Source organism: Gracilibacillus lacisalsi DSM 19029 (assembly GCF_000377765.1).
GTDB lineage: Bacteria > Bacillota > Bacilli > Bacillales > Amphibacillaceae > Gracilibacillus > Gracilibacillus lacisalsi.
This window is the reverse complement of the sequence record NZ_KB898662.1, coordinates 164,345-184,979: the sequence shown is the minus strand read 5'-3', so window position 1 is coordinate 184,979 and position 20,635 is coordinate 164,345. Positions and strand designations below refer to the sequence as shown.

Genomic DNA, 20,635 nt, shown 5'->3' with positions numbered 1-20,635 from the left:
GTATTATTGTCAGCAATGGGAATAACCGATATAGTTCAAATTGAAAACGCTTAACGGAGAGGTGAAAAAATGAATCTGGAAGATTTTAAGCATCCACATCCGGAATACGGAATCCATCCATTTTGGTTTTGGAATGGAGAATTGTCAGAAGAAGAGATTTCCCATCAACTGAAAGAAATGGCAGATAAACATGTGACAGGCGTGTATATTTGTCCAAGACAAGGAATGGACGTACCTTACTTGTCTGATCAATGGTTTGTCAGGGTAGAATACGCGATCCAGATTGCTGCAAGTTATGGTATGGATGTTTGGTTATATGATGAGTATCCATATCCAAGCGGGATGGCTGGCGGAGAAGTGACATTAGAGCATAAGGATGCTAAACAAACAAACCTGGTTCATCATGCTGAAAAAATTAACGGAGAACAGAAGGTGCGCATTCAATTTTCTTGGGGGAAAATATTATATGCCAAAGCAGTTCCAATGGCTTCAAATGAAGAGAAACTACTATGGGACAAAGCAATTGATTTAAAAGGGCATATTGGCAATTCACAGGTAGAACATATTTATCAAAAAACGGGATTAACTACCTATAATCAAAGGCGTTTCTTTACTTACGGACCTAAGAAAGTATTAGAGTGGGATGCACCTATTGGAAGCTGGGAGATTCATTGCTTTATTGAAGAGGAAATAGAAGATTTTAAATACTATGGAACTTTTGTGGATCCATTGCATAAAGAAGCCATTCAAACGTTTATACAAGTAACACATGATCGTTACTTAGAAAAAATGGGTACACATTTTGGAAAGACAGTGAAGGGAATGTTTACTGATGAAACCCATTTATTAGGGCGATTTCCATGGTCACCGCAGCTAGTTCCATATATAAAAGATACCTATGGATATGATATTAGAGACTATTTATACTTACTAATCACTGATGCGAAAGATTATGCTAAAGTTCGCTATCATTACTTTCAGTCGATCCATGTCTTGCTAAGAGATAATTATCATAAGCAAATACACGACTGGTGTGAGAAAGCAGGCATCGACTATGTTGCCGAAGTGCCGTCTGCAAGGATGTCAGGGCAAGTTTACAGTCATGTTCCTGGTGGGGACAGTGCACATGAGAAGCTGGGACGTTCACTTGACTGGATTATGAAAAGGTACTTCTTTAGTATGAGAGCCAATCCAAAAATGATAAGTGCCTTGAGTAATCAGCTAAATCGAGATCGGGCGTTAATCGAATGTTTTCATAGTGTAGGCTGGTCGATGACATTGCAGGATGCGAAGTGGATGATTGATCGACTAGCAGTATTAGGGATTAATTTCTTTAATTTTCATGCGTTTTTTTATACACTAAATAGTTTAGTGAAACATGATGCACCACCTTCGCAGTTTATCCAAAATCCGTACTGGAAGCATTATCGAAAGCTTGGTGATTATGTATCGCGAATAAGTTATCTCATGAGTCAAGGAGAAGTAGTTCGTCCGATTGCTGTGTTGGATCCGACAACAAGCTTCTGGACTAAAATGGCAAACCCATTTGCTTCTTTTTCCTATGTAGGGGAATGTGATAAGGAAAAGGCTATGCTGGAAAGTCTAAAGCATGACTGGGCAACTATTTGTCTGGAGCTAACCAAGGCTTATAAAGATTATGATCATCTAGATCCAGAAATTTTAGCGAAGGCAGAAATAGCAGACGGGAACATCAAAATTGGCAAAGCAACCTATCAAGTATTAATTCTGCCGCCAATGACAAATTTAGAAAAACAGGCTTGGGAAAAAATTAAACAATTTCTCGATCAAGGCGGAATTGTTATTGCTAACGGTTTATTACCATACGAAGAGATTGAAGGAGATACTGATCATTATCAAGAAATGAAGTATTTATTTGAGGATGATGAAGTAGCTGCTTACTTTCTACCTATTTCTGCAAACATATCTTTACTAGAAAAAACTATAAGTGCCGAAGTATTTATGGATGTAAAAGATCAATCACAAAGCTTTTTAGTTCAGCACCGGAAATTGGATGATTCTGAATTGATTTTTATTACCAATCAGGAAGATGGTAGACACCGGGTATCGCTTGGACTTTATAAAGCAACAGAGGATTATCTCTACTACTTGATAGATTTAGAAACAGGGAAAAGAACACCCATAACATCGATATGGAGAGAAGGGATTTGGCAAATCGATTTGTCATTTGAACCGTATCAATCCTATATGGTTCAAATTGAGGAAATTTCCGATCCAATAACAATAAGCAAAAAAGAAGTGAAAAACATCGAAATAGAGAGTAAGCAACAATGGCAATTGGATACAAAGGATAAGAACATCGTGAGATTTGATTCCTTTCATTTGAACATTGCAGGTTCTGATATCAAACAAAGTCAAGTAGCTGCCAAAACTTTCATTGATCAATGCGAAGATTTAGCTCAAAATAATACGTTACCTGTTTCCTTTACACAGTTATTTGGTACACCAATGAAAGCTAGTTTAAATTATCCGATCGACGTTAACTATCAGTCAATGTTTATTGTTGATAATATGCCGCCTGACTGTACACTTGTGATGGATCGCAATGCGATATCAGAAGGATTGTCGATCTATATAAATGCTCGAAAGATAGATTCTGAGTCTTTTGAAGATGTGTTTGTTTATGATCACTGTAATATCGTTGCGGATATAAGACATTATTTGGAAAAAGGAGGAAATGTTATAACAATCAAAGGAATAGTAGAGAAAGATTGGGATGGTGTTGTCGATCCTATTTATTTCAGAGGAGATTTCGGAATTCAGTTTAATCAAGAGAAAACACCTATTCTGGTAGAAAAACCAACTACAGCTTATTCATTGGTCGGACCTTTTGAACGATTACCTTTTTATGCAGGGACCATTGAATTCACTAGAAACATAGAGCTTCACACTGAAGACACTACTTATCAAATAAATATCGAAGAGATCGACGAAATACATGATGTTGTCGAAGTAATGGTTAATGATGTTCCATTAGGTGTAAAAGCTTGGACTCCTTATACTTGGGACGTGAGTGGGGATCAGTTAAACAAAGGTGCAAATAAAATTACGGTACGGATTACGAATACGTTAGTAGGCCTACTGGAAGGGAAGTATTTTGACTACAAGAAACATGAACTGATAGATGTGACAGAAATGGAATAAGGAGGGAATCACTTGAAAAAACAATCTACTAAACCGAACGTCATTGTATTTTTTACTGATCAGCAGCGTTGGGATACCACTGGTGTTCATGGTAATCCCTTAGATTTAACCCCTAATTTTGACAGAATTGCACAAGAAGGCACACACTTATATCATGCTTTTACTTGCCAACCTGTATGTGCGCCTGCACGTGCTTGCTTTCAAACGGGAAAATATGCAACAGAAACAGGTTGCTTTAAAAATGGTATTCCATTACCGGCGGAGGAAAAGACTTTAGCGGATTACTTCAAAGCGGATGGCTACTATACCGGATATATCGGAAAATGGCATTTAGCTGCGGAAGAACCAGTAAGTGAAGAAAGGCAAGGTGGCTATGATTACTGGCTTGCGGCCAATGGATTAGAGCATACGTCCGAACCTTATCAAACAAGAGTTTATAATAACAAACAAGAACCTGTTGATTTACCAGGTTATCGTGTTGATGCGCTGACAGATGCAGCGATTCGTTTTATCGAAAAGGAAGAGAAAAAATCACAGCCTTTTTTCTTATTTTTATCCTTCTTAGAGCCACACCATCAAAATCGTACAGATAATTACCCAGCACCAACAGGATATAGTGAAAGATATACGTCTAAATGGACACCACCTGACCTTCAGGCATTAAGTGGCACGGCTTTTCAGCAATTAGGTGGCTATTATGGCATGGTAAAACGACTTGATGAAGCATTAGGGAGATTAATGGATATACTTAAAAGTTTGCAAATAGAGGATAATACTATTGTACTGTTTACTTCAGATCATGGCTGTCATTTTAAAACACGTAACCAAGAATATAAACGCTCTTGCCATGAGAGTTCTGTACGAATACCTACAGCTGTAACCGGACCTGGTTTTGTTCAGGGTGGACGAAAGAAAGAACTAGTAAGCTTAATTGATTTTGCACCTACATTATTAGATGCAGCTGGAATCACTGTACCTGATGAATTGTCGGGACAATCCTTTTTGTCTTTGGTAAATAATAAAGACACGGATTGGAAGAATGAAGTGTTTATTCAAATCAGTGAATCACAAGTAGGTAGAGTACTTCGTACAAAGAGATGGAAGTACAGTGTTTCCAATCTGTCCATCGACCCTGTTAAGCATGATAAAGCATCCGTTTATCAGGAAGAATTTTTATATGATCTTGAAGCAGATCCTTATGAGCTGACCAATTTAATTGAACTAAAATCTCACAGGGAGGTAAAAAAATATTTACGGAAGAGATTATTAGATTACATTCTTAAGGTGGAGGGAGAAAATCCTGTCATTCAAAGTGCGACAGAAAGGGAAAGTGGTCAGCGGAAAGTGTTTTTAGAAGAAATAGGTTATTAGTTTTTGACAGGACTTGTCTATTCTATTTTGTAATTCCCTTTTTATTAGAAACTTTCATAAAAAAGTATCCAGAATACAATATGCGAGAGTATCTGTCATTCACCTAAAAATCACTTGAATGACAGATATTCTTAATAGAAAGGAAATTATCGCGGTTAGTAATTATTACCCGTTCTTTTGATAAATTTTTTAGTGCCGTTTTTTATTTAAAAATGGATGGGAGTTGATTCAAACATACAAAGATGACTTGGTTCCTCAGGTGTATGTATCAATGAAAATGCCGAATTGCTTATGGTATTACAAGGGGAAACAAGAATGGTCTGTACCATCAGAAGGACAAGAAAAAAACGACGCTTTTGAAGAATGCTGTATTCGGGAGTTTGGAGGAAGAAACAGGTTACATTATTGAATTAGTGGATGAATTAAAGGTTAAAAAAGGTAGCCATAAGGAACTTGGCATTTCTTTTGAAGTTTAATATTTTTTAGTGAAGATTGTTGGAGGTGAACGAAAAATTCAAAATCAAGATCAATTGATATATATTGCTTGGATAAACATAGATGAATTAGAGAAATTAGAATTAAGTTTTCCAGAAGACAGAGAGTTATTAATAGATTGTATTAAAAGATAGCTATTTTCTTGGTATATCGGGCACGTAATAGAATGCTATCCATATATTTGTCTGAATTTCTTAAAAGACAAGAGGGTAAAAATTGTACAGGCGTCGAATAGAAGTAATCTAAAGGACAGGAGGACGCAAAAAATTAGGAGTTCCCGTCGAGTAGATGAGTTTTATTCGACGAGAAACCAAACTATCTATTGAATAAATTCCTAGTCCCCTGTTAGAAGTATTATATAAAAGATAACTGATTAAAATCCGTCAACCATGTCACCACGAACAGGTTCTTCTTCATTTTTTAGCTTTATTCTGATAGAAGTAGATTCTTCTAGATCAGTCCCGTCCGCCACATGAAAATGTATGTGAGGTTCGCTGGAATTCCCCGAGTTCCCCACGCTTCCTAACAAATCACCAGCATTAACTTGATCGCCTTCGTCCACTTCAAGAGATCCTTGTTTGAAATGGGCAATATAACTGTATTCATTATTTTCATGCTCCAGGATAACATGGTTTCCAAGTGGCTCCTCAGCATTAGTATCAACTGTAGGTGTATTGTCAGGTATGTCATTTTCTGCGGAGACAACTGTTCCTTCTCTAGGTGCGACAATATCTTGCCCAAATGCATAATAGCTTTCATTATCTGTAGGGTCGCCATTATAGGTGAATCCATCTTCTACAATAAGTAAATCGTAGGCATATCTCTGACTTTCTACTGCATAATGATAGTTGACAAGCTCATTTGTACCACCCCAAAAGGTGAACCACTCTCCGATCATGGGCATTTGATATGTATTTTCTGTATATACTTCATCATTTTTCGGGTGACTACTGATAGGTGTAAGTTGAATCCCCTCGATTGTTTGATCGTCTGCAAAGTGACTTACAATACCTTTGTCTCCTTCGTCACTGATCCATTGGTATTCTGTTACATGTTGAATAGGCATCTCAGATAGAAGTTCAAAGTTAGTGACCCCACTATTAAATTCACTACCTATTTCACGGAATTCATCTAATGTCACCATATCTTGAAACGATTCGCTTGTCTGGTGATAAATCACATCAAAATTTCCTGCAAGAAATTCGTCTGCAAATTGATCAGCAGCAACCGTTTCCTCTTTGGAATTACTTTCCTCTCGTTCATTCTCACTATCATTGTTACATGCAACTAGCATTATTCCGAATAAGCTCCCCATAGCAACTAATGGAAATTTCTTCATATCCCACTCTCCTTCTTGTATTCTCCTATTTGCAGGATCCTTAGACAAAATAGACAGAAGTGTTAAGGAAAGAATAACAATAATTCATGTAAATGAACAGCATAATAGAATTTATCTAAACCAATAAAGAAAAATCTAGTGAAGCATTATGCTAGAGTAAATCTATCATATCATGTAAAATCATAAATGATAGCGCTTTAGTTTAGTCGTTAAACAAAGGTGAAGTTACAATGTCGGTTCATTGAAGTGGTGAGGGTAAAATGTCAAAAACGAACAACGAAAAGCAAACTTTGAAAAAGGTCGGCTTACTAGCGATAACATGGCCAATCTTTATTGAGGTATTTTTAAACACTTTCATGAGAATAGCAGATATTTTCATGCTCAGTTTTGTGTCAGATGAAGCAGTTGCTGCTATTGGTGTCGTCAATCAAATGATGATGTTTACCTTTGTATTGTTTAACTTTACAGCGATGGGGTCAGGTGTGGTTGTAGCACAGTTTGTCGGAGCAAACAAACTGAATGATGTTAGTAAAACGATCGCGAATGCAATTTTTATTAATTTATTGTTTGGTTTCTTTATCAGTAGCATGATCGTCATATTCCGCTACCAATTTCTAAATATATTCCATATGTCCCGAGAATTGATTGAATATGCAGATATTTATATCTTGATTGTTGGTGGAACACTGTTTACTCAAGCAATGGTGATGACTCTTTTCTCCGTTTTACAGGCACAAGGTTTTACTAAAGAAGTAATGTATGTAGCTCTAGGGATGAATATTCTCAACATTATCGGAAACTACTTCGTTATTTTCGGACCATTCGGATTACCGACGTTAGGAGTAATGGGGGTGGCTATTTCAACTGCTGTATGTCGAGCATTGGCAATGGTTGTTATCTTTGTCCTGTTATACAAGAAAACAGCAGTCAAAATCAAAGTGCAGGATTACTTCAAGTTAAAGAAAGCATATGTGAAAAAGATCTTACGTATTGGTGTACCTGGTGCCGGGGAGCATTTATCACATAATTTAAGTCAATTAACGATCACCGTCTTTATTACCATGCTAGGTGCTGATGCGTTGGCAACAAGGGTATATACACAGAATTTAACGAATTTTATGACTGTATTTTCCTTGTCCATTGCCAAGGGGATGCAAATATACATAGGTCAGCTTGTCGGTGCAGGGAAGTTAGAGAAGGCATACATGGAGATGTACCGTGGCTTGAAAATAGCAACTATTGTTGCACTTTGTGTTGGAGCTGTGATCGCTTTTTCCGGGAAATTCTTACTTGGATTTTTTACGGACGATGCCAATATTATTGCTTTAGGTTCAATCATTCTATTTTTAGGAATGATATTGGAACCAGGTCGAACTTTTAACCTTGTGATTATTAGTTCTTTGCGGGCGTCAGGTGATGCTACTTATCCAGTTATGGTAGGAATTCTTTCGATGTGGGGAGTAAGTGTAACACTAGCATATCTATTAGGATTGCCTTTAGGTTATGGATTAATCGGTGTGACGATTGGAATAATTGTCGATGAATGGTTCCGTGGCGGTTTAATGTTCATTCGTTGGCGTAGTAAGAAATGGCAAGAAAAAGTGCTCGTGGAAGAAGTGAAGCCAGCTGTTAGTCAATAAATGGCTAGTCTATAAATTTAGGAGGTTATTAAATGGAGAAAAATATGTTAGGAACAAACGTGATTACTCAAATAGGGATTCTTGTACATGACATTGAAAGAACAGCACAAACATATGCAGACTTTTTTGGAATGAAAAAGCCTTCCATTAATCTGACAGATGCTCTGGAACAGTCACAAACGAAATACAAAGGGGAAAGCACGCCTGCTAGAGCAAAGCTAGCCTTTTTTGATATGGGTTCATTACAACTGGAATTGATCGAACCTGATGAACACCCTAGTACATGGCGTGAATATTTAGATCAACATGGTGAAGGCCCACATCATATTGCCTTTGTAGTCAACGATTTAAAAGAAAAAGTGACAGTGATGGAAGATAAAGGGATGACATTGCAGCAAAAAGGTGAATATCCAGGTGGGCGTTATGCTTATATGGATACGTTGAAAGATTTAAAGATTATTACGGAGCTTTTAGAAAATGATTCATAACAGTGGAGGGATCACAAGTGGCCAAACGAGTTACAGCAGTACTTGGTGACTTTTATCACAGAAGAAGTTGGGCGGTGGAAGCATTAGAATCTGCTATCCAGCCAATAAGGGAGCAACTAGATATAGAATACCGAACAGTAGATCAATTGGTTGAAAGTTTAGCAAGTAAACCAGATGCGGTCATTCTATTTGCTGAAAACCGAATAAATCCTGAAGACGAAGAGGTAAAGACTTGGATGGATGATGATGCAGCAGTTGCTATATCCAGCTATGTTGAAAATGGTGGTGGATGGTTAGCTTGGCATTCTGGGATGGCGTCTTATGAAGAGATCAGTCCATACACTTCCATGCTTCATGGCTATTTTAAATATCACCCGACTGAACATCAACATGTTACGTATTATCCTGAAGCGAATTCCGATTTAATCGAGGAAGGAGATAGCTTTACCATAATTGATGAGCACTATTTTGTGGAGTGTGATCAAGCCGAAACCAATGTATTTTTGACATCTAAATCGGTAGATGGATCATCAATAGCTGGGTGGTACCATGATTATGGGAAAGGTCATGTTTTATGTTTAGCTCCGGCACATTTAAAAGATGGATTAATGCACCCAACTGAGCAAAAACTTGTGTTGAATGCAGTGAAAAATGTATGTTTTGGTAAAGTATAGCCAATAATCCGAGAGAATAAAGTGTAGACGATAGTATGTGAAAACTAATCTTATGGACAGAAGAAAGTCAAATGGAAAATAAATGTCCGTAAGAATCAATCTTATGGACAAAAAAGAAATGAATTCGATATCTTTGTCCGTAAGAACCAATCTTACGGACAGAAGGAAGATAAACCGAGGAAAAGTGTCCCTAAGAATTAGTCTTATAGACAAAATAAAGCAAAATCGAGAATAAGTGTCTATAAGATCTGTTCAAACTGAATATTGTGATGTCCATAATAAATTTGATATAGAATGGGTAGATGAAGAGACTTTACTTATTATCAATGAATCACCTGAATATCCAAGTTCAGATAAAAGTATGGAATTAAACGTGGAAACAGAAATTTTTCACGATATAGGATTGGCTTGTCAAAGCTGGTTAATGAAGAGTGGGTACGAAACATGCTATGAGGAATAGACTTGTGGCATTTAATATAATAAGGAAAGAAAGCATGAAAATTGGGTGCCTGTCTAGCTTCAAATGCCCAGAAATTAGCGACTTCACGAATCGCCCTACGATAAGTCATCATCGGTTCGTAAACTCAACGTGATTCCTTTATCTCAGTTGGTGCGCTCCAGTCGGTACGTTTCTAAACGGGTGCTCAGCGCTTTTCTTATATACATATATTCCACTTTATCAACTGTTGTATCAAAAATAACTTTGATACAACAGTTTCTGCCTATTAAAGGTATTTTATTTATTTGACGATAGATGCCGATCTTGTAGGGCGCGAAATATTGAGACAAGTGCAGTTATTTGGTGATTAAATAAGTTTTTCCATCACGTTGTTCAATTTTTCTTTCTTTCATCAACTTACCAAGTGCACGTTTGAATGCTGCTTTACTTATGTTAAATGTGTCACGGATATCTTCTGGGTCACTTTTGTCGGAAAACGGAATAACACCATCACTTTCATCTAATCGTGCTAATATCGCATCAGCATCTTCACCCATACTGTGCTGTTTTAATGGTCTTAGTGACACATTTAATGTGCCATCATGCTTCACTTCAATCACGCGACCCTTCACAAGTTCACCTAATCGTGGTTCTTCTTTTCGTTCGGTGTGATGGATAAATCCGCGATAACCTTCAGCAGTTATACATACAGAGCCTTCTCTGTCTGTACGATAGATGCGACCACTAATGGTTGTATTTAATAAATCATCCGGTGCAAATTCAAATTCCCTTTCCAAAATTCCCTCTGTTGCAGGGATTGCGAGCAGGCGTCCTTTACGATCTTTTCCTAATGTAACATAAAGCTTGTCATCTACTGCTGGCCATACGTTTTCAAACAATGGCAGGTCATCTTTTGATACGAGAATTTCTTTTGATGTACCAATATTAACAAATACTCCTAAGTGTGGTAAGACTTCCACAACTTCAGCCCAGCCATACGTATCGATTTGAATAGTTGGTAATTGTGTAGTTGCAACAGTTTGTCCTTTTTTATCCTGATATAGGAAAACATCAACAGTTTGCTCAGCTTCAAGTTCCGACGCTGTTTCATTATGGTGAAGGAGTATGTCGTTTTCTAAAACATAACCAGTATCGATTTTTCGTAGCACCTCCAGCGTTTGGATTGTACCTATTTGATTATTCATGTTAAAACCTTCTTTCTTCATTTATATGTATTGGAAAAGGGGTACTCTTACTATAAGAGTACCCCTTTGATTTCTAAAGTAACACATAAGATTTTTTATTTTTTAATATCCCTATAAATTAGGGTGGGAAATTTCATTTTTTGAATTTCACTTAACCGCGGTACATGTTCCACTGGGAATTTTCTAACTTAAGCAACATAAGCCCTACCTGCTCTTACGTCCTTGCGACCCCTTAGTCGCGCCAGTGTGAATAAGCATCTTCGAAAAACTTTCCGTAGAATGCCAGATACACTTATTTGTTACTTCACTTTGTTAACTTATCTATAGTCTCACAAATAAATAGAAATGTCAACTATTAAATTGCGTTTTCACAGATCTATCGTCTGTATTTCATGAGATTTTAGAAAACTTTCTTCATTTTTAACATACCACAGAAGTTAACCAAACCTCTCATAAGTAAGTTTCTACAATTCCTTAAAGTTAGAAAAAAGGACAGGAATGTTCATTCTCCCATATCAGGTTTATTACTTGTATAAAGAAAAACACAAACAAAACATTATACCTATGTCATTTTACCTATTTGTTGACAAATGAGTAAACATTTACAAAAAATTCATACAAATACATGTTCTACTTAATATTAGCTTCCTAGAATAGATGTTGGAAATTATAATATTAAATTTTAGGAGGTTAAAGGATGGATCTTAAATTTACCAAAGATGGGTGGAGGAAAAAAGCGAAAGTATTCTACATACTTCTTTTTTTGGCATGGGTTTTACTTTCTTTTCCACTAATAACGACAACTGCTGCTCCAATGCCTGAAACAGAATATGGCGAAGTATTGGACACACGGCAGGTGGAACTGGTTCCAAATGTAAATTACAATTGGCGTAATATGGAGACAGAACATGGCTTGCAAAAAATGCATTTTGTCGAGTTTGACCCTGCAAACGAGGATTTACAACTACAAGGTGGGACAAGTCAAGACAAAGTGCGTGGTTTTCACACATTGACTGAAATGGCAGAGGATGTGGACAGGCCTGGGAACCGCGTAATTTCTGGTATCAATGGTGACTTTTATGAAGTAGCAACAGGCATACCGAATGGGTTGTTTATTGTAGATGGAGAAATTTATAATACTCCGAGTTCGAATAATCAATATGCATTCGGTGTTACAGAGGACGGGCAAAGTATTTATGGTCGTCCCAATCAACATTTTCATAAAGAGTTACATATAGACGACCAATCATTTTCGATCAATCATATTAATCGCTTACGTGGTAATAATCAGCTTGTCTTGTATACAGATAAGTACTACACATCAACACAAACGGATAATAGTGGTGATGAAGTAATACTTGATATCCAATCCGGTATGGTTAAAAGTGGCGAAACGTTGATGATGGAAGTTGTGGAAGTGAGGCAGAATGAAGGAAATACAAAACTTACTGAAGGACAGGCTGTTTTATCCGCGAGCGGGACTGCAAGAGAGATCTTAGCAGGGCTTACAGCAGGTGATCTTGTAGAAGCAAGTTTCCTTGTTGAATCACCATGGGATGAAGTAGTGACAGCAATCGGTGGAAATTCCATGCTTGTTGAAGATGGTGAAGCCAATACTGATTTAAGCCCTGGGGTACACCCCCGCAGTGCGATTGGTACTAAGCCAGACGGTTCGATTGTGTTATATGAAGTGGATGGCCGTCAGCCCGGTTTTAGTGAAGGTTTAAAGCTAGATGATCTCGCGCTTGTTATGAAAGACTTAGGTGTAGAAAATGCGATGAACTTGGATGGCGGTGGATCGTCTACTTTTATTGGCAGAATGCCTGGCGAGAACACTGCACGAATGTTAAATAGTGGTTCTGATGGAGGGGAACGAAGTAATGCGAATGGGTTGCTTCTTGTTAGTACAGCGCCAGAAACAGGTGAGCCAGAAAATTTGGTTATTTCCCCATCATTTGAGCGGATTTTAAGTGGATCAAGTTTTTCATTTGATGCATCTGCTGTTGATGTCAATGGACATCCTGTATCATTCGATGGATTACTAGAGTGGAGTAGTGATGAGGAAATCGGTGAAATAACAGATGGCCAGTATACTGCTTCTAGCCATTCTTCCACTGGTGAATTACGAGTTTCATCAACAAATGTTAACGATGGAGTGGCATCTGTTGAAGTTGTAAATGAATTGACTGATCTGCAGCTGGAAGCAACTGAAATGGCAGTTATGCCAGGTGAAACAGTGAACTTAGATGTAACAGCATTACGCGATGGCCAAGTTATTCAGGCTGATGCAGACCAATTTGACTGGATGGTCGAAGGGGATATTGGTACCGTAAATGATAAGGGAGTGTTTACGGCTACAAACCAAGATGAAGTAAATGGGAAAGTAGTTGTAAGCTATGGAGAAGTTACGGCTGAAACACGAATAAGTGTTGGACAGCCACCAGTGATGATAGAAAATTTTGATGGTTTTTCAGATGATTTTGCATTTCATGATCGTTATTATAATCAGTCGGGAGCTACTTATGTATCAGTAAACGCAGATTTGGAGTCTAATCAGGATTATGTCCGCTCAGGAGATCATTCACTACGTCTTGATTACGACTTTCGAGGGAAAACTGGAACATCTGGTGCCTATTTAACAGTAAAAGGTGCTAGCAACCGACTAGAGGTGCCTGCCTATCCTATCAAGCTAGGAATGTGGGTATATGGTGATGGGCAAGGACATTGGCTACGTGCACAGTTCCGTGATGGAGATGGTAACGCCTTTCCTGTAAATCTAACTGGTAGTAACCCTGGTGTAGACTGGGAGGGATGGCGTTATGTTGAAGGAAATATTCCGCAGGGGCGCCCATTACCTCTAACGATAGATATGCCAGTGCGTTACATGGAGACAAATAATAGTAATAAAACGGCTGGAACTCTTTTTGTTGATGATATCCGCGTTTTGTACGGAGATGTCGAAGAAGACCGCGAACCCCCGATCATACGCGATATTTATCCAGAAGAAGATGAAACGATTGAAACAAACATGCCAACAATCAAAGCTTTCGCTGAGGATGCACATTACGATCCTGATCTGCATCCTGCTAACACGCTAATCAATCCTGAAAAAATAAGAATGTATGTTGATGGTAAGCAAGTCGAGCCTGCATTTTATCCATTAAATGGGCAAATCAGCTATACACCGGAAGAAAGTTTAAGTGATGGTATTCACGATGTTAAGCTTGCAGTACGCGATATGTCTGACAATGAGACAATTCGTGAATGGCAATTTAATGTCGACACAGGCTCATCGAAGTTCCGTTACACAACATTAGAAAACGTATATGCTGGCCAAACATATACGGTAGACATTAAAGGTGACCAAGTTGAAAAATTGAGTGGTGGCCATCTGGAATTTCAATTCGATCCAGATCAAACGAAGAATTGGTCAGTCTCGCCTCATTCTCTTTTAAAGGAAGGCCAGGTAAGAGAAGTTATGGATGCAGAAACTGGGATGGTTAAAGTAATGTTCGAGAATCTGGAGAACGAGAACCTTACAGATGACGAAATTTTAGCACAGATTCACTATGGCATTAAAGCCGATGCTGAAGGTGCAAATCAGATTGAGTTTGTATCTGGGGAAATACTACAAGTGGGAGATTCTGAACCACAGCGCTATGCTGGTTTAAATATGGTATCACAAATTGGTCATGAGCTTGTGCTGGAATGGAACGAGCAATATGCGCAAGGACAGACAACAACCTTTGAAGTATTGGATGAACAAGGTCAGCCTGTAGCAGGTGCTTCTCTTTACGCTAATGGGGAGCGTATAGGTGACGAAAATCTAGTAACAGACGAAAATGGTATACTGCATACCTCACTTTTAACCGAAGAAGTGACAACTCATATGGTCCAGGCAGTTGAAGGCAATCGTCACAGTCCTGTACACAGCTTTGAAGTTTCAGAACTCGCTGGGGAAATGGAACCAACTAATATTAGTGTTGCTATGGGTGCGGAATCAACAACTGAAAGGCGTTTTAACTGGAATACTCATCCGAGTGTTGATGGTACAGTTGTTGAATTAGTGAAAACCGAAGAATTTTCTGGTTTTGATGCAGACAATGTGATGGAATATATAGGGACAAACTATTCTTATAACACAACATTGGATGGTACGATCCGTGTTCATAAAGCAAGTGCAGATGATCTGGAACCAGGAACTTCTTATACGTATCGTGTTGGAGATGGTAAGGAATATTATAGCGAGACAGGAACTTTTAAGACTGCACCAGCTAATAGCAACGAAACGAAATTTTTGGTGTTTGGTGATTCCCAGGCAGGGTCGCTAGAGACCTATCAGCTATGGGGCAATACAGTGAATACAGCGTTTAATCATTATCCGGATAGTGAATTTATTATTCACCTTGGTGATATGGTTGATCATGGTCATAATGAAAAGCAGTGGAATTGGTGGTTTGAGACAGCTCAAGAACATTTGCTAAACACAACTACGCAAACGGTTGTAGGTAACCATGAAGTGACTGGAACCCGGATGAATGAGGATTATTTAGCACACTATAATAATCCGAGCTCAGATTATTTTGGTGAAACGCTAGACGGAACGGTTTATTCGTTTGATTATAATAATATTCATTTTGTTTTCCTTAATAGCGAATATGATTTTGAAGAACAGAGTGAGTGGTTACGAAGGGATTTAGAACAAAATGACAAAGATTGGACGATTGCAGTGTTTCACCGTAGTCCTTATGGAAGTACGTATGTAACAGAATCTGTCCAAGAGAACTGGGTACCAGTATTTGACGAGTTCGGTGTAGATCTCGTTCTTAATGGTCATGACCATATTTATTTACGTTCACATCCGATGAAAAATGGAGAACAGGTTGCTGAAGGTGAAGGGACTACTTATTTGACACCAGGAGGTACTGGTAATAAGTACTACGGTCTTACGGAATATCCATGGCAAAAAGTTGTCGATGATGAAAAAACGCAAATGTACGCAGCTGTAGAAGTTAATGGAGAAAATCTTCAAGTTATTACGAAAACAATAGGTGGTAGAACAGTTGATGAGTTTACTTTAATCCCACTTGATAAATCAAATTCTGATGAAGAAGTGATAGTAGAAACTATTAAGCTGAGTAAGGAAGAAGTAGATTTAACAGTTGGAGAAAGTGACCAACTAGAAGCAACCATTTTACCGGAAGATGCAGAGAACAAAGAAGTAGTATGGAGTGTGGAAGGATCTACTGAGGAAGTAGCAGAAGTTTCTGAAAATGGATTAGTAACAGCACTTGCGGCAGGGGAAGTACGTGTGAGAGCAACAAGTGTGGCGAATCCTGAAGTGTATGCTGAAGCGATTATTCGTGTTACAGAAGATGATGAAGACGAAGAGCCATCCGAGCTAACAGCGCATTTGTCTGGTGAAAATAGCGTTCGAGCAGGGGAAAAGTTCTCTCTAGTATATGGACTAGAAGGCATGAAAGGACAACTGCCAACTCAACATGTTACGATTCGCTTTGATGAAGAACAAATCAGTTTTGAAGGTTTTGCAGAAACAGCAGAGAAAGAAGGGTTCCGTATCCTGACGCATGAAATTAATTCAGGAGAATTACAATTTGTAGCAGAGGATCGATCTGAGGATGCAGATTCTTTAAATGAAAGTTTACAAAAGTTGATCTTCCGTACACATAAGAAAGCTGATGCAGAAATCAGTAATATCACTATAAATGATGTAGTAATGGAAGATCATAATGGCGAGGAAGTTCTTTTTCCGGGTATGACATTTAAGGTGGCCATTCAAGCTGATGCTTCAAAATTAATTAAAACAATTGATCGAGCACAGCGATTGTATGACCGAACAGAAAATGCTAATCACCCTATCAAATACGATGAAGGATCGAAAAAGGTGTTCCATGATGCAATTGAAACAGCTCAACTTGTTGCAGATAACAATACAGCAACAAAAATGGAATTGGAGCAGGCAGAAAAAGCACTCAAACAAGCGATTAAAGTTTATCAAACTACAAAAAACAAACCAAAACCTGGTAAAGGTCAAAGGCCAGCTAAATAATTGTTTGTTTAAACTATTACGCTTTAACCATGGATGATTTGGATATAGTTTCGGGAGCGATCAATTTTTCTATTAAAAATATGCAAAAAGAAAGCATACCTTTTGAACCATTGGTATGCTTTCTTTTACATTTCTGTGGTCCATTAAAGAAAATCCCACTTTTCTTGAAAATTCGCCTATTTTCGACGATTTATGGACAATCATGGATTCCAACCCCCTCATTTACTCATAGCTTGTAGAAAAAGAAGAAATGAGGGGATAATTTGTTTGGATATTCAATGATTCAGACGGTGCGTAACCATGCGAGTAAGTTAGATCGTCCTTTACGGGATGAGTTAATTAATCTGTATCGCCCTTTTAAATATACACCGTGCTTTTTGCATCGATTAGCTGAAAAAAGGTTAAAACGTAAGAAAAAACTGTCAGTTATAGTTCAGTTTCATCCGGAGGCTTATGAATCGGGTTGTCACCAAATAGAGGAGGTCACTAAAAAATATCGGAAAAATAAGTTATATCATTATCATTCGAGGATTTCCTGTTGTTCAGCAGATATGACCCCTGACAGCTTGGATGAGATACTATCAAACTGTAAACATATTAAAAAGGTATATAAGAATAAAGAGGTTCACGCCTTATTAGATGTTGCGGTTGAATCAGCTAACGCGAAACAAGTCATTCGTAATAATACAACATTAACAGGCCAAGGGACCAAAATTGCAATAGTTGATACAGGGGTATATCCTCATCAAGATTTATCAGGAAGAATCACTGATTTTGTGGATTTTGTCAATAATCGCTCTGAACCATACGATGATAACGGTCATGGAACACATTGCGCAGGAGATGCAGCTGGTAATGGTTCTGCTTCTTCAGGAGCGTACGCAGGACCAGCTCCAGAAGCAAATATTGCAGGTGTAAAAGTATTGAATAATGTAGGATCTGGTTCTTTAGATACGATTATCCAAGGTGTAGAATGGTGTATCCAATATAATGAAAATAATCCGGATACTCCGATTGATATCATGAGTATGTCCCTTGGAACAGAGCCACAGGATTATGGAGAAGAAGATCGGGATCCGTTGGTTCAAATTGTAGAGGAATCATGGAGGAATGGGATTACTGTCTGTGTTGCAGCTGGTAATAGCGGACCTGATCCACAAACCATTTCAAGTCCAGGTCTGAGTGATCGTGTTATTACCGTTGGAGCATTAGATGATCGTGATACCGCAGATACTCGCGGAGATGATGACGTAGCAAGTTTCTCCAGTAGAGGACCAACGATTTACGGTGAAGTGAAACCAGATATTCTAGCACCTGGTGTTGATATTATATCCTTGCGTTCACCAAATTCATATATTGATAAATTGCAAAAATCAAGTCGTGTCGGAGAGGATTACTTTACCATGTCAGGTACGTCGATGGCGACACCAATTTGTGCTGGCGTAGTTAGTTTGATGAAGCAGCATAACCCAGATTTAACACCTGATGAGATAAAAGAACTACTGAAAAATGGAGTGGATTTGTGGGAAGACCGTGATAATAACATCTATGGTGCTGGTTATATCAACGCAGAAAACACCATACCACAGTAAAAGTTGTGATGGAGCGATAAATGGGGACATGCCGTTATTTAAAATAGATGAATTGTCGCAATTAGATGAGTGAAACAAAAAAGGTTACCATCTTGAGATTTCGTTTCATATCTCGGATGGTAGCTTTTGATTATTGACTATGAATATCCTTTACTTTATAGTATCGGTGTAACAGTCCCTCTGTACAACAGAACAAAAAAGAATTTATGACATATGCTTTATTATGGTGAACAGCCGTCAAACTGTAGTTAATCATCCATATCGGGAGAAATATGCTATTACTGATGGTGATTCACATCATTACAATGCTATTTTGAGGGGCGTAACTATGATTAGAAAGGCAACGAATAGAGATGTGCAGTTTATTTTGTCCAAAGCGAAGGATGCTGCAAATGAAGGTACGTTATCTAAAAAAGCTATCAGTCAAGAACAAGCTGTACAAATGGCGTTATTTACACTTGATCAAAATGGATATTATTTAGTGTATGAACATGTCAATCGAGAAATTACTGGTTGGATTCTGCTTGGGGGAAATGTAGATTATATTACAAATTCACCTCATGCATTTATTTATGAACTGTATGTTTTACCCGAATATCGGAATCTAGGGATAGCTAAGCAATTATTACAAGCTGCGGTGACTGATAGTAAATATCGTGGTTTTAAAGAAATTCGTCTCAATGTATTTGCCAGCAACTTTGCGAAAGAGATCTATCACCGAATTGGTTTTCAAGATTTACAAACCATAATGTATAAAAAGTTGTAAAAAAACGTTGCTGATTGAACTGATTCGAAATGCTTAATAAATGCCACTAAAATAGATAAAAAGTCTTGATTTTTTTGAACGATATTTATATCATAATATATGTAAACGTTTATACTTTACTACAAGAAAGGATCTGAATGAAAGTGAAAAAAACCATCAAAGACGTGGCCAGAGAGGCAAATGTATCAATTGCGACTGTTTCCAGAGTTATTAATGGGAAAGATAAAGTGAAGCAAGAGACTAGGTTAAAAATACTAGATGCGATTGAAAAAATGAATTTTAAACCAGATTATAGTGCTAGATCTATGAAACAAAAGAAGACAAAAATGATTGGTTTTATCCTTCCAGAGTTAGCAAGCTACTGGTCTGAATTAGCGGAAGTTATTCAAAATGAATTATGGGATAAAGGTTATGCACTATTACTTGCATCACATAATAGAGAAAAAGATAAAATTATATCTGTTTTGGAACTATTTGAAGAAAGAAATGTGGACGGGATTATTGTTGGACCGTTAACACATGGAATGGATGAAAAGGTAAATGAAAAGCTTTCTACTTTCTATGAAAATGGTATATCAATGGTAGGCTTACAAAGCCAAAACTTGTCGGACATTATTTCTGTAGACGTCGATCATTTGGGCGGAGCCATAAATGCTGTAGAATACTTAATAAGCAGAGGACACAATAGTATAGCGTATATTGGAACTGATCGAGCATCTAAACAAAGAGAGCTTGGCTATAAAAATTGCTTGATGACCAACAACATTCCGATAAATGAAGATATTATTTATTCAACCCGCAACGATGCTAATTTTATGGAAATTGGTTATAAAGCAGTGTTAGAATTATTAAAGGGGAACCCAACATTCACGGCTATTTTCTGTGCTAACGATTTAATTGCATATGGTGCGTTAAATGGTATCAGGGAGAAAAAGCTGTTAGTACCTAATGATATTTCCGTTGTAGGTTTCGATGATATTAGCACTTCTAGTATTATTAGTCCATCTTTAACAACTATTAAACAACCAATACATGAAATGGGGAAAACAGCTGTTAATATATTAATTGAACAAATGGAGAGTAGTGAAAGCATTGCTCCTAGAAAAATAATACTTCCTACCCAGTTAATTAAAAGAGACACCTAAAATATTGAAAAAAATGAGAAATTTTATTGAAAATATAAAAATAGTATGGTAACATTTGTTTTAACTAGTAAGCGCTTACTTATAAATGTAAACGTTTATATTTATAAGTGATTAAATAGGGGTAAATATCATTTTTTATGTAGAATCATATGTAATCATCCTGCTTATATCAAGGATTCAATAAAAAATAATGCCTATTGCAACATTTGTCGTAAAATGTAAACGTTT

12 protein-coding genes are annotated in these 20,635 nt (G+C 37.6%); 10 read left to right on the top strand and 2 right to left on the bottom strand.

What is annotated here, in order from left to right:
- Window positions 1-69: 69 nt before the first annotated feature.
- Window positions 70-3,183 carry a glycosyl hydrolase gene (locus D569_RS0100825; RefSeq protein WP_018930493.1) on the top strand — a complete coding sequence of 1,038 codons (3,114 nt, stop codon included), beginning with the start codon at window positions 70-72 and terminating at the stop codon, window positions 3,181-3,183.
- A 12-nt stretch (window positions 3,184-3,195) separates the two neighbouring features.
- Entirely contained in the window at window positions 3,196-4,554 is a 1,359-nt protein-coding gene (locus D569_RS0100820) for a sulfatase family protein (protein WP_018930492.1), read from the top strand.
- Between the two features lie 868 nt (window positions 4,555-5,422).
- Here D569_RS0100820 and D569_RS0100805 read toward each other — a convergent pair.
- Window positions 5,423-6,388 (bottom strand): M23 family metallopeptidase, encoded by a 966-nt coding sequence (locus tag D569_RS0100805; RefSeq protein ID WP_018930489.1) that lies wholly within the window; start codon window positions 6,386-6,388, stop codon window positions 5,423-5,425.
- A gap of 260 nt (window positions 6,389-6,648) precedes the next feature.
- Between D569_RS0100805 and D569_RS0100800 the strand changes: the two genes are divergently transcribed.
- From D569_RS0100800 to D569_RS0100785, 4 genes are all read left to right on the top strand, one after another.
- Window positions 6,649-8,028, top strand: a complete 1,380-nt coding sequence (locus D569_RS0100800; RefSeq protein ID WP_018930488.1) for an MATE family efflux transporter — start codon at window positions 6,649-6,651, stop codon at window positions 8,026-8,028.
- A 32-nt stretch (window positions 8,029-8,060) separates the two neighbouring features.
- On the top strand, window positions 8,061-8,516 hold the full coding sequence (locus D569_RS0100795; RefSeq protein WP_018930487.1) for a VOC family protein: 456 nt from the start codon (window positions 8,061-8,063) through the stop codon (window positions 8,514-8,516).
- Window positions 8,517-8,533: 17 nt separating this feature from the next.
- Complete coding sequence (locus D569_RS0100790; protein WP_018930486.1) at window positions 8,534-9,190, top strand: ThuA domain-containing protein; 657 nt, start codon at window positions 8,534-8,536, stop codon at window positions 9,188-9,190.
- A gap of 235 nt (window positions 9,191-9,425) precedes the next feature.
- Entirely contained in the window at window positions 9,426-9,650 is a 225-nt protein-coding gene (locus tag D569_RS0100785) for a hypothetical protein (protein ID WP_018930485.1), read from the top strand.
- Window positions 9,651-9,985: 335 nt separating this feature from the next.
- On the opposite strand, the gene D569_RS0100780 is transcribed toward D569_RS0100785, so the two are convergent.
- Window positions 9,986-10,834, bottom strand: coding sequence for a CvfB family protein (locus tag D569_RS0100780; protein ID WP_018930484.1), 849 nt, complete (start codon window positions 10,832-10,834; stop codon window positions 9,986-9,988).
- Window positions 10,835-11,531: 697 nt separating this feature from the next.
- On the opposite strand from D569_RS0100780, the gene D569_RS0100775 reads away from it, so the two are divergent.
- From D569_RS0100775 to D569_RS0100755, 4 genes are all read left to right on the top strand, one after another.
- The gene (locus tag D569_RS0100775; protein WP_018930483.1) at window positions 11,532-16,904 is read left to right on the top strand and encodes a phosphodiester glycosidase family protein; all 5,373 of its coding nucleotides are present in this window, start codon (window positions 11,532-11,534) and stop codon (window positions 16,902-16,904) included.
- 263 nt (window positions 16,905-17,167) lie between these two features.
- Window positions 17,168-18,496, top strand: coding sequence for a S8 family peptidase (locus tag D569_RS0100765; protein WP_018930481.1), 1,329 nt, complete (start codon window positions 17,168-17,170; stop codon window positions 18,494-18,496).
- 328 nt (window positions 18,497-18,824) lie between these two features.
- The gene (locus D569_RS0100760; RefSeq protein WP_018930480.1) at window positions 18,825-19,262 is read left to right on the top strand and encodes a GNAT family N-acetyltransferase; all 438 of its coding nucleotides are present in this window, start codon (window positions 18,825-18,827) and stop codon (window positions 19,260-19,262) included.
- A 137-nt stretch (window positions 19,263-19,399) separates the two neighbouring features.
- Window positions 19,400-20,407 (top strand): LacI family DNA-binding transcriptional regulator, encoded by a 1,008-nt coding sequence (locus tag D569_RS0100755; RefSeq protein ID WP_018930479.1) that lies wholly within the window; start codon window positions 19,400-19,402, stop codon window positions 20,405-20,407.
- The last annotated feature ends 228 nt before the right edge of the window (window positions 20,408-20,635 follow it).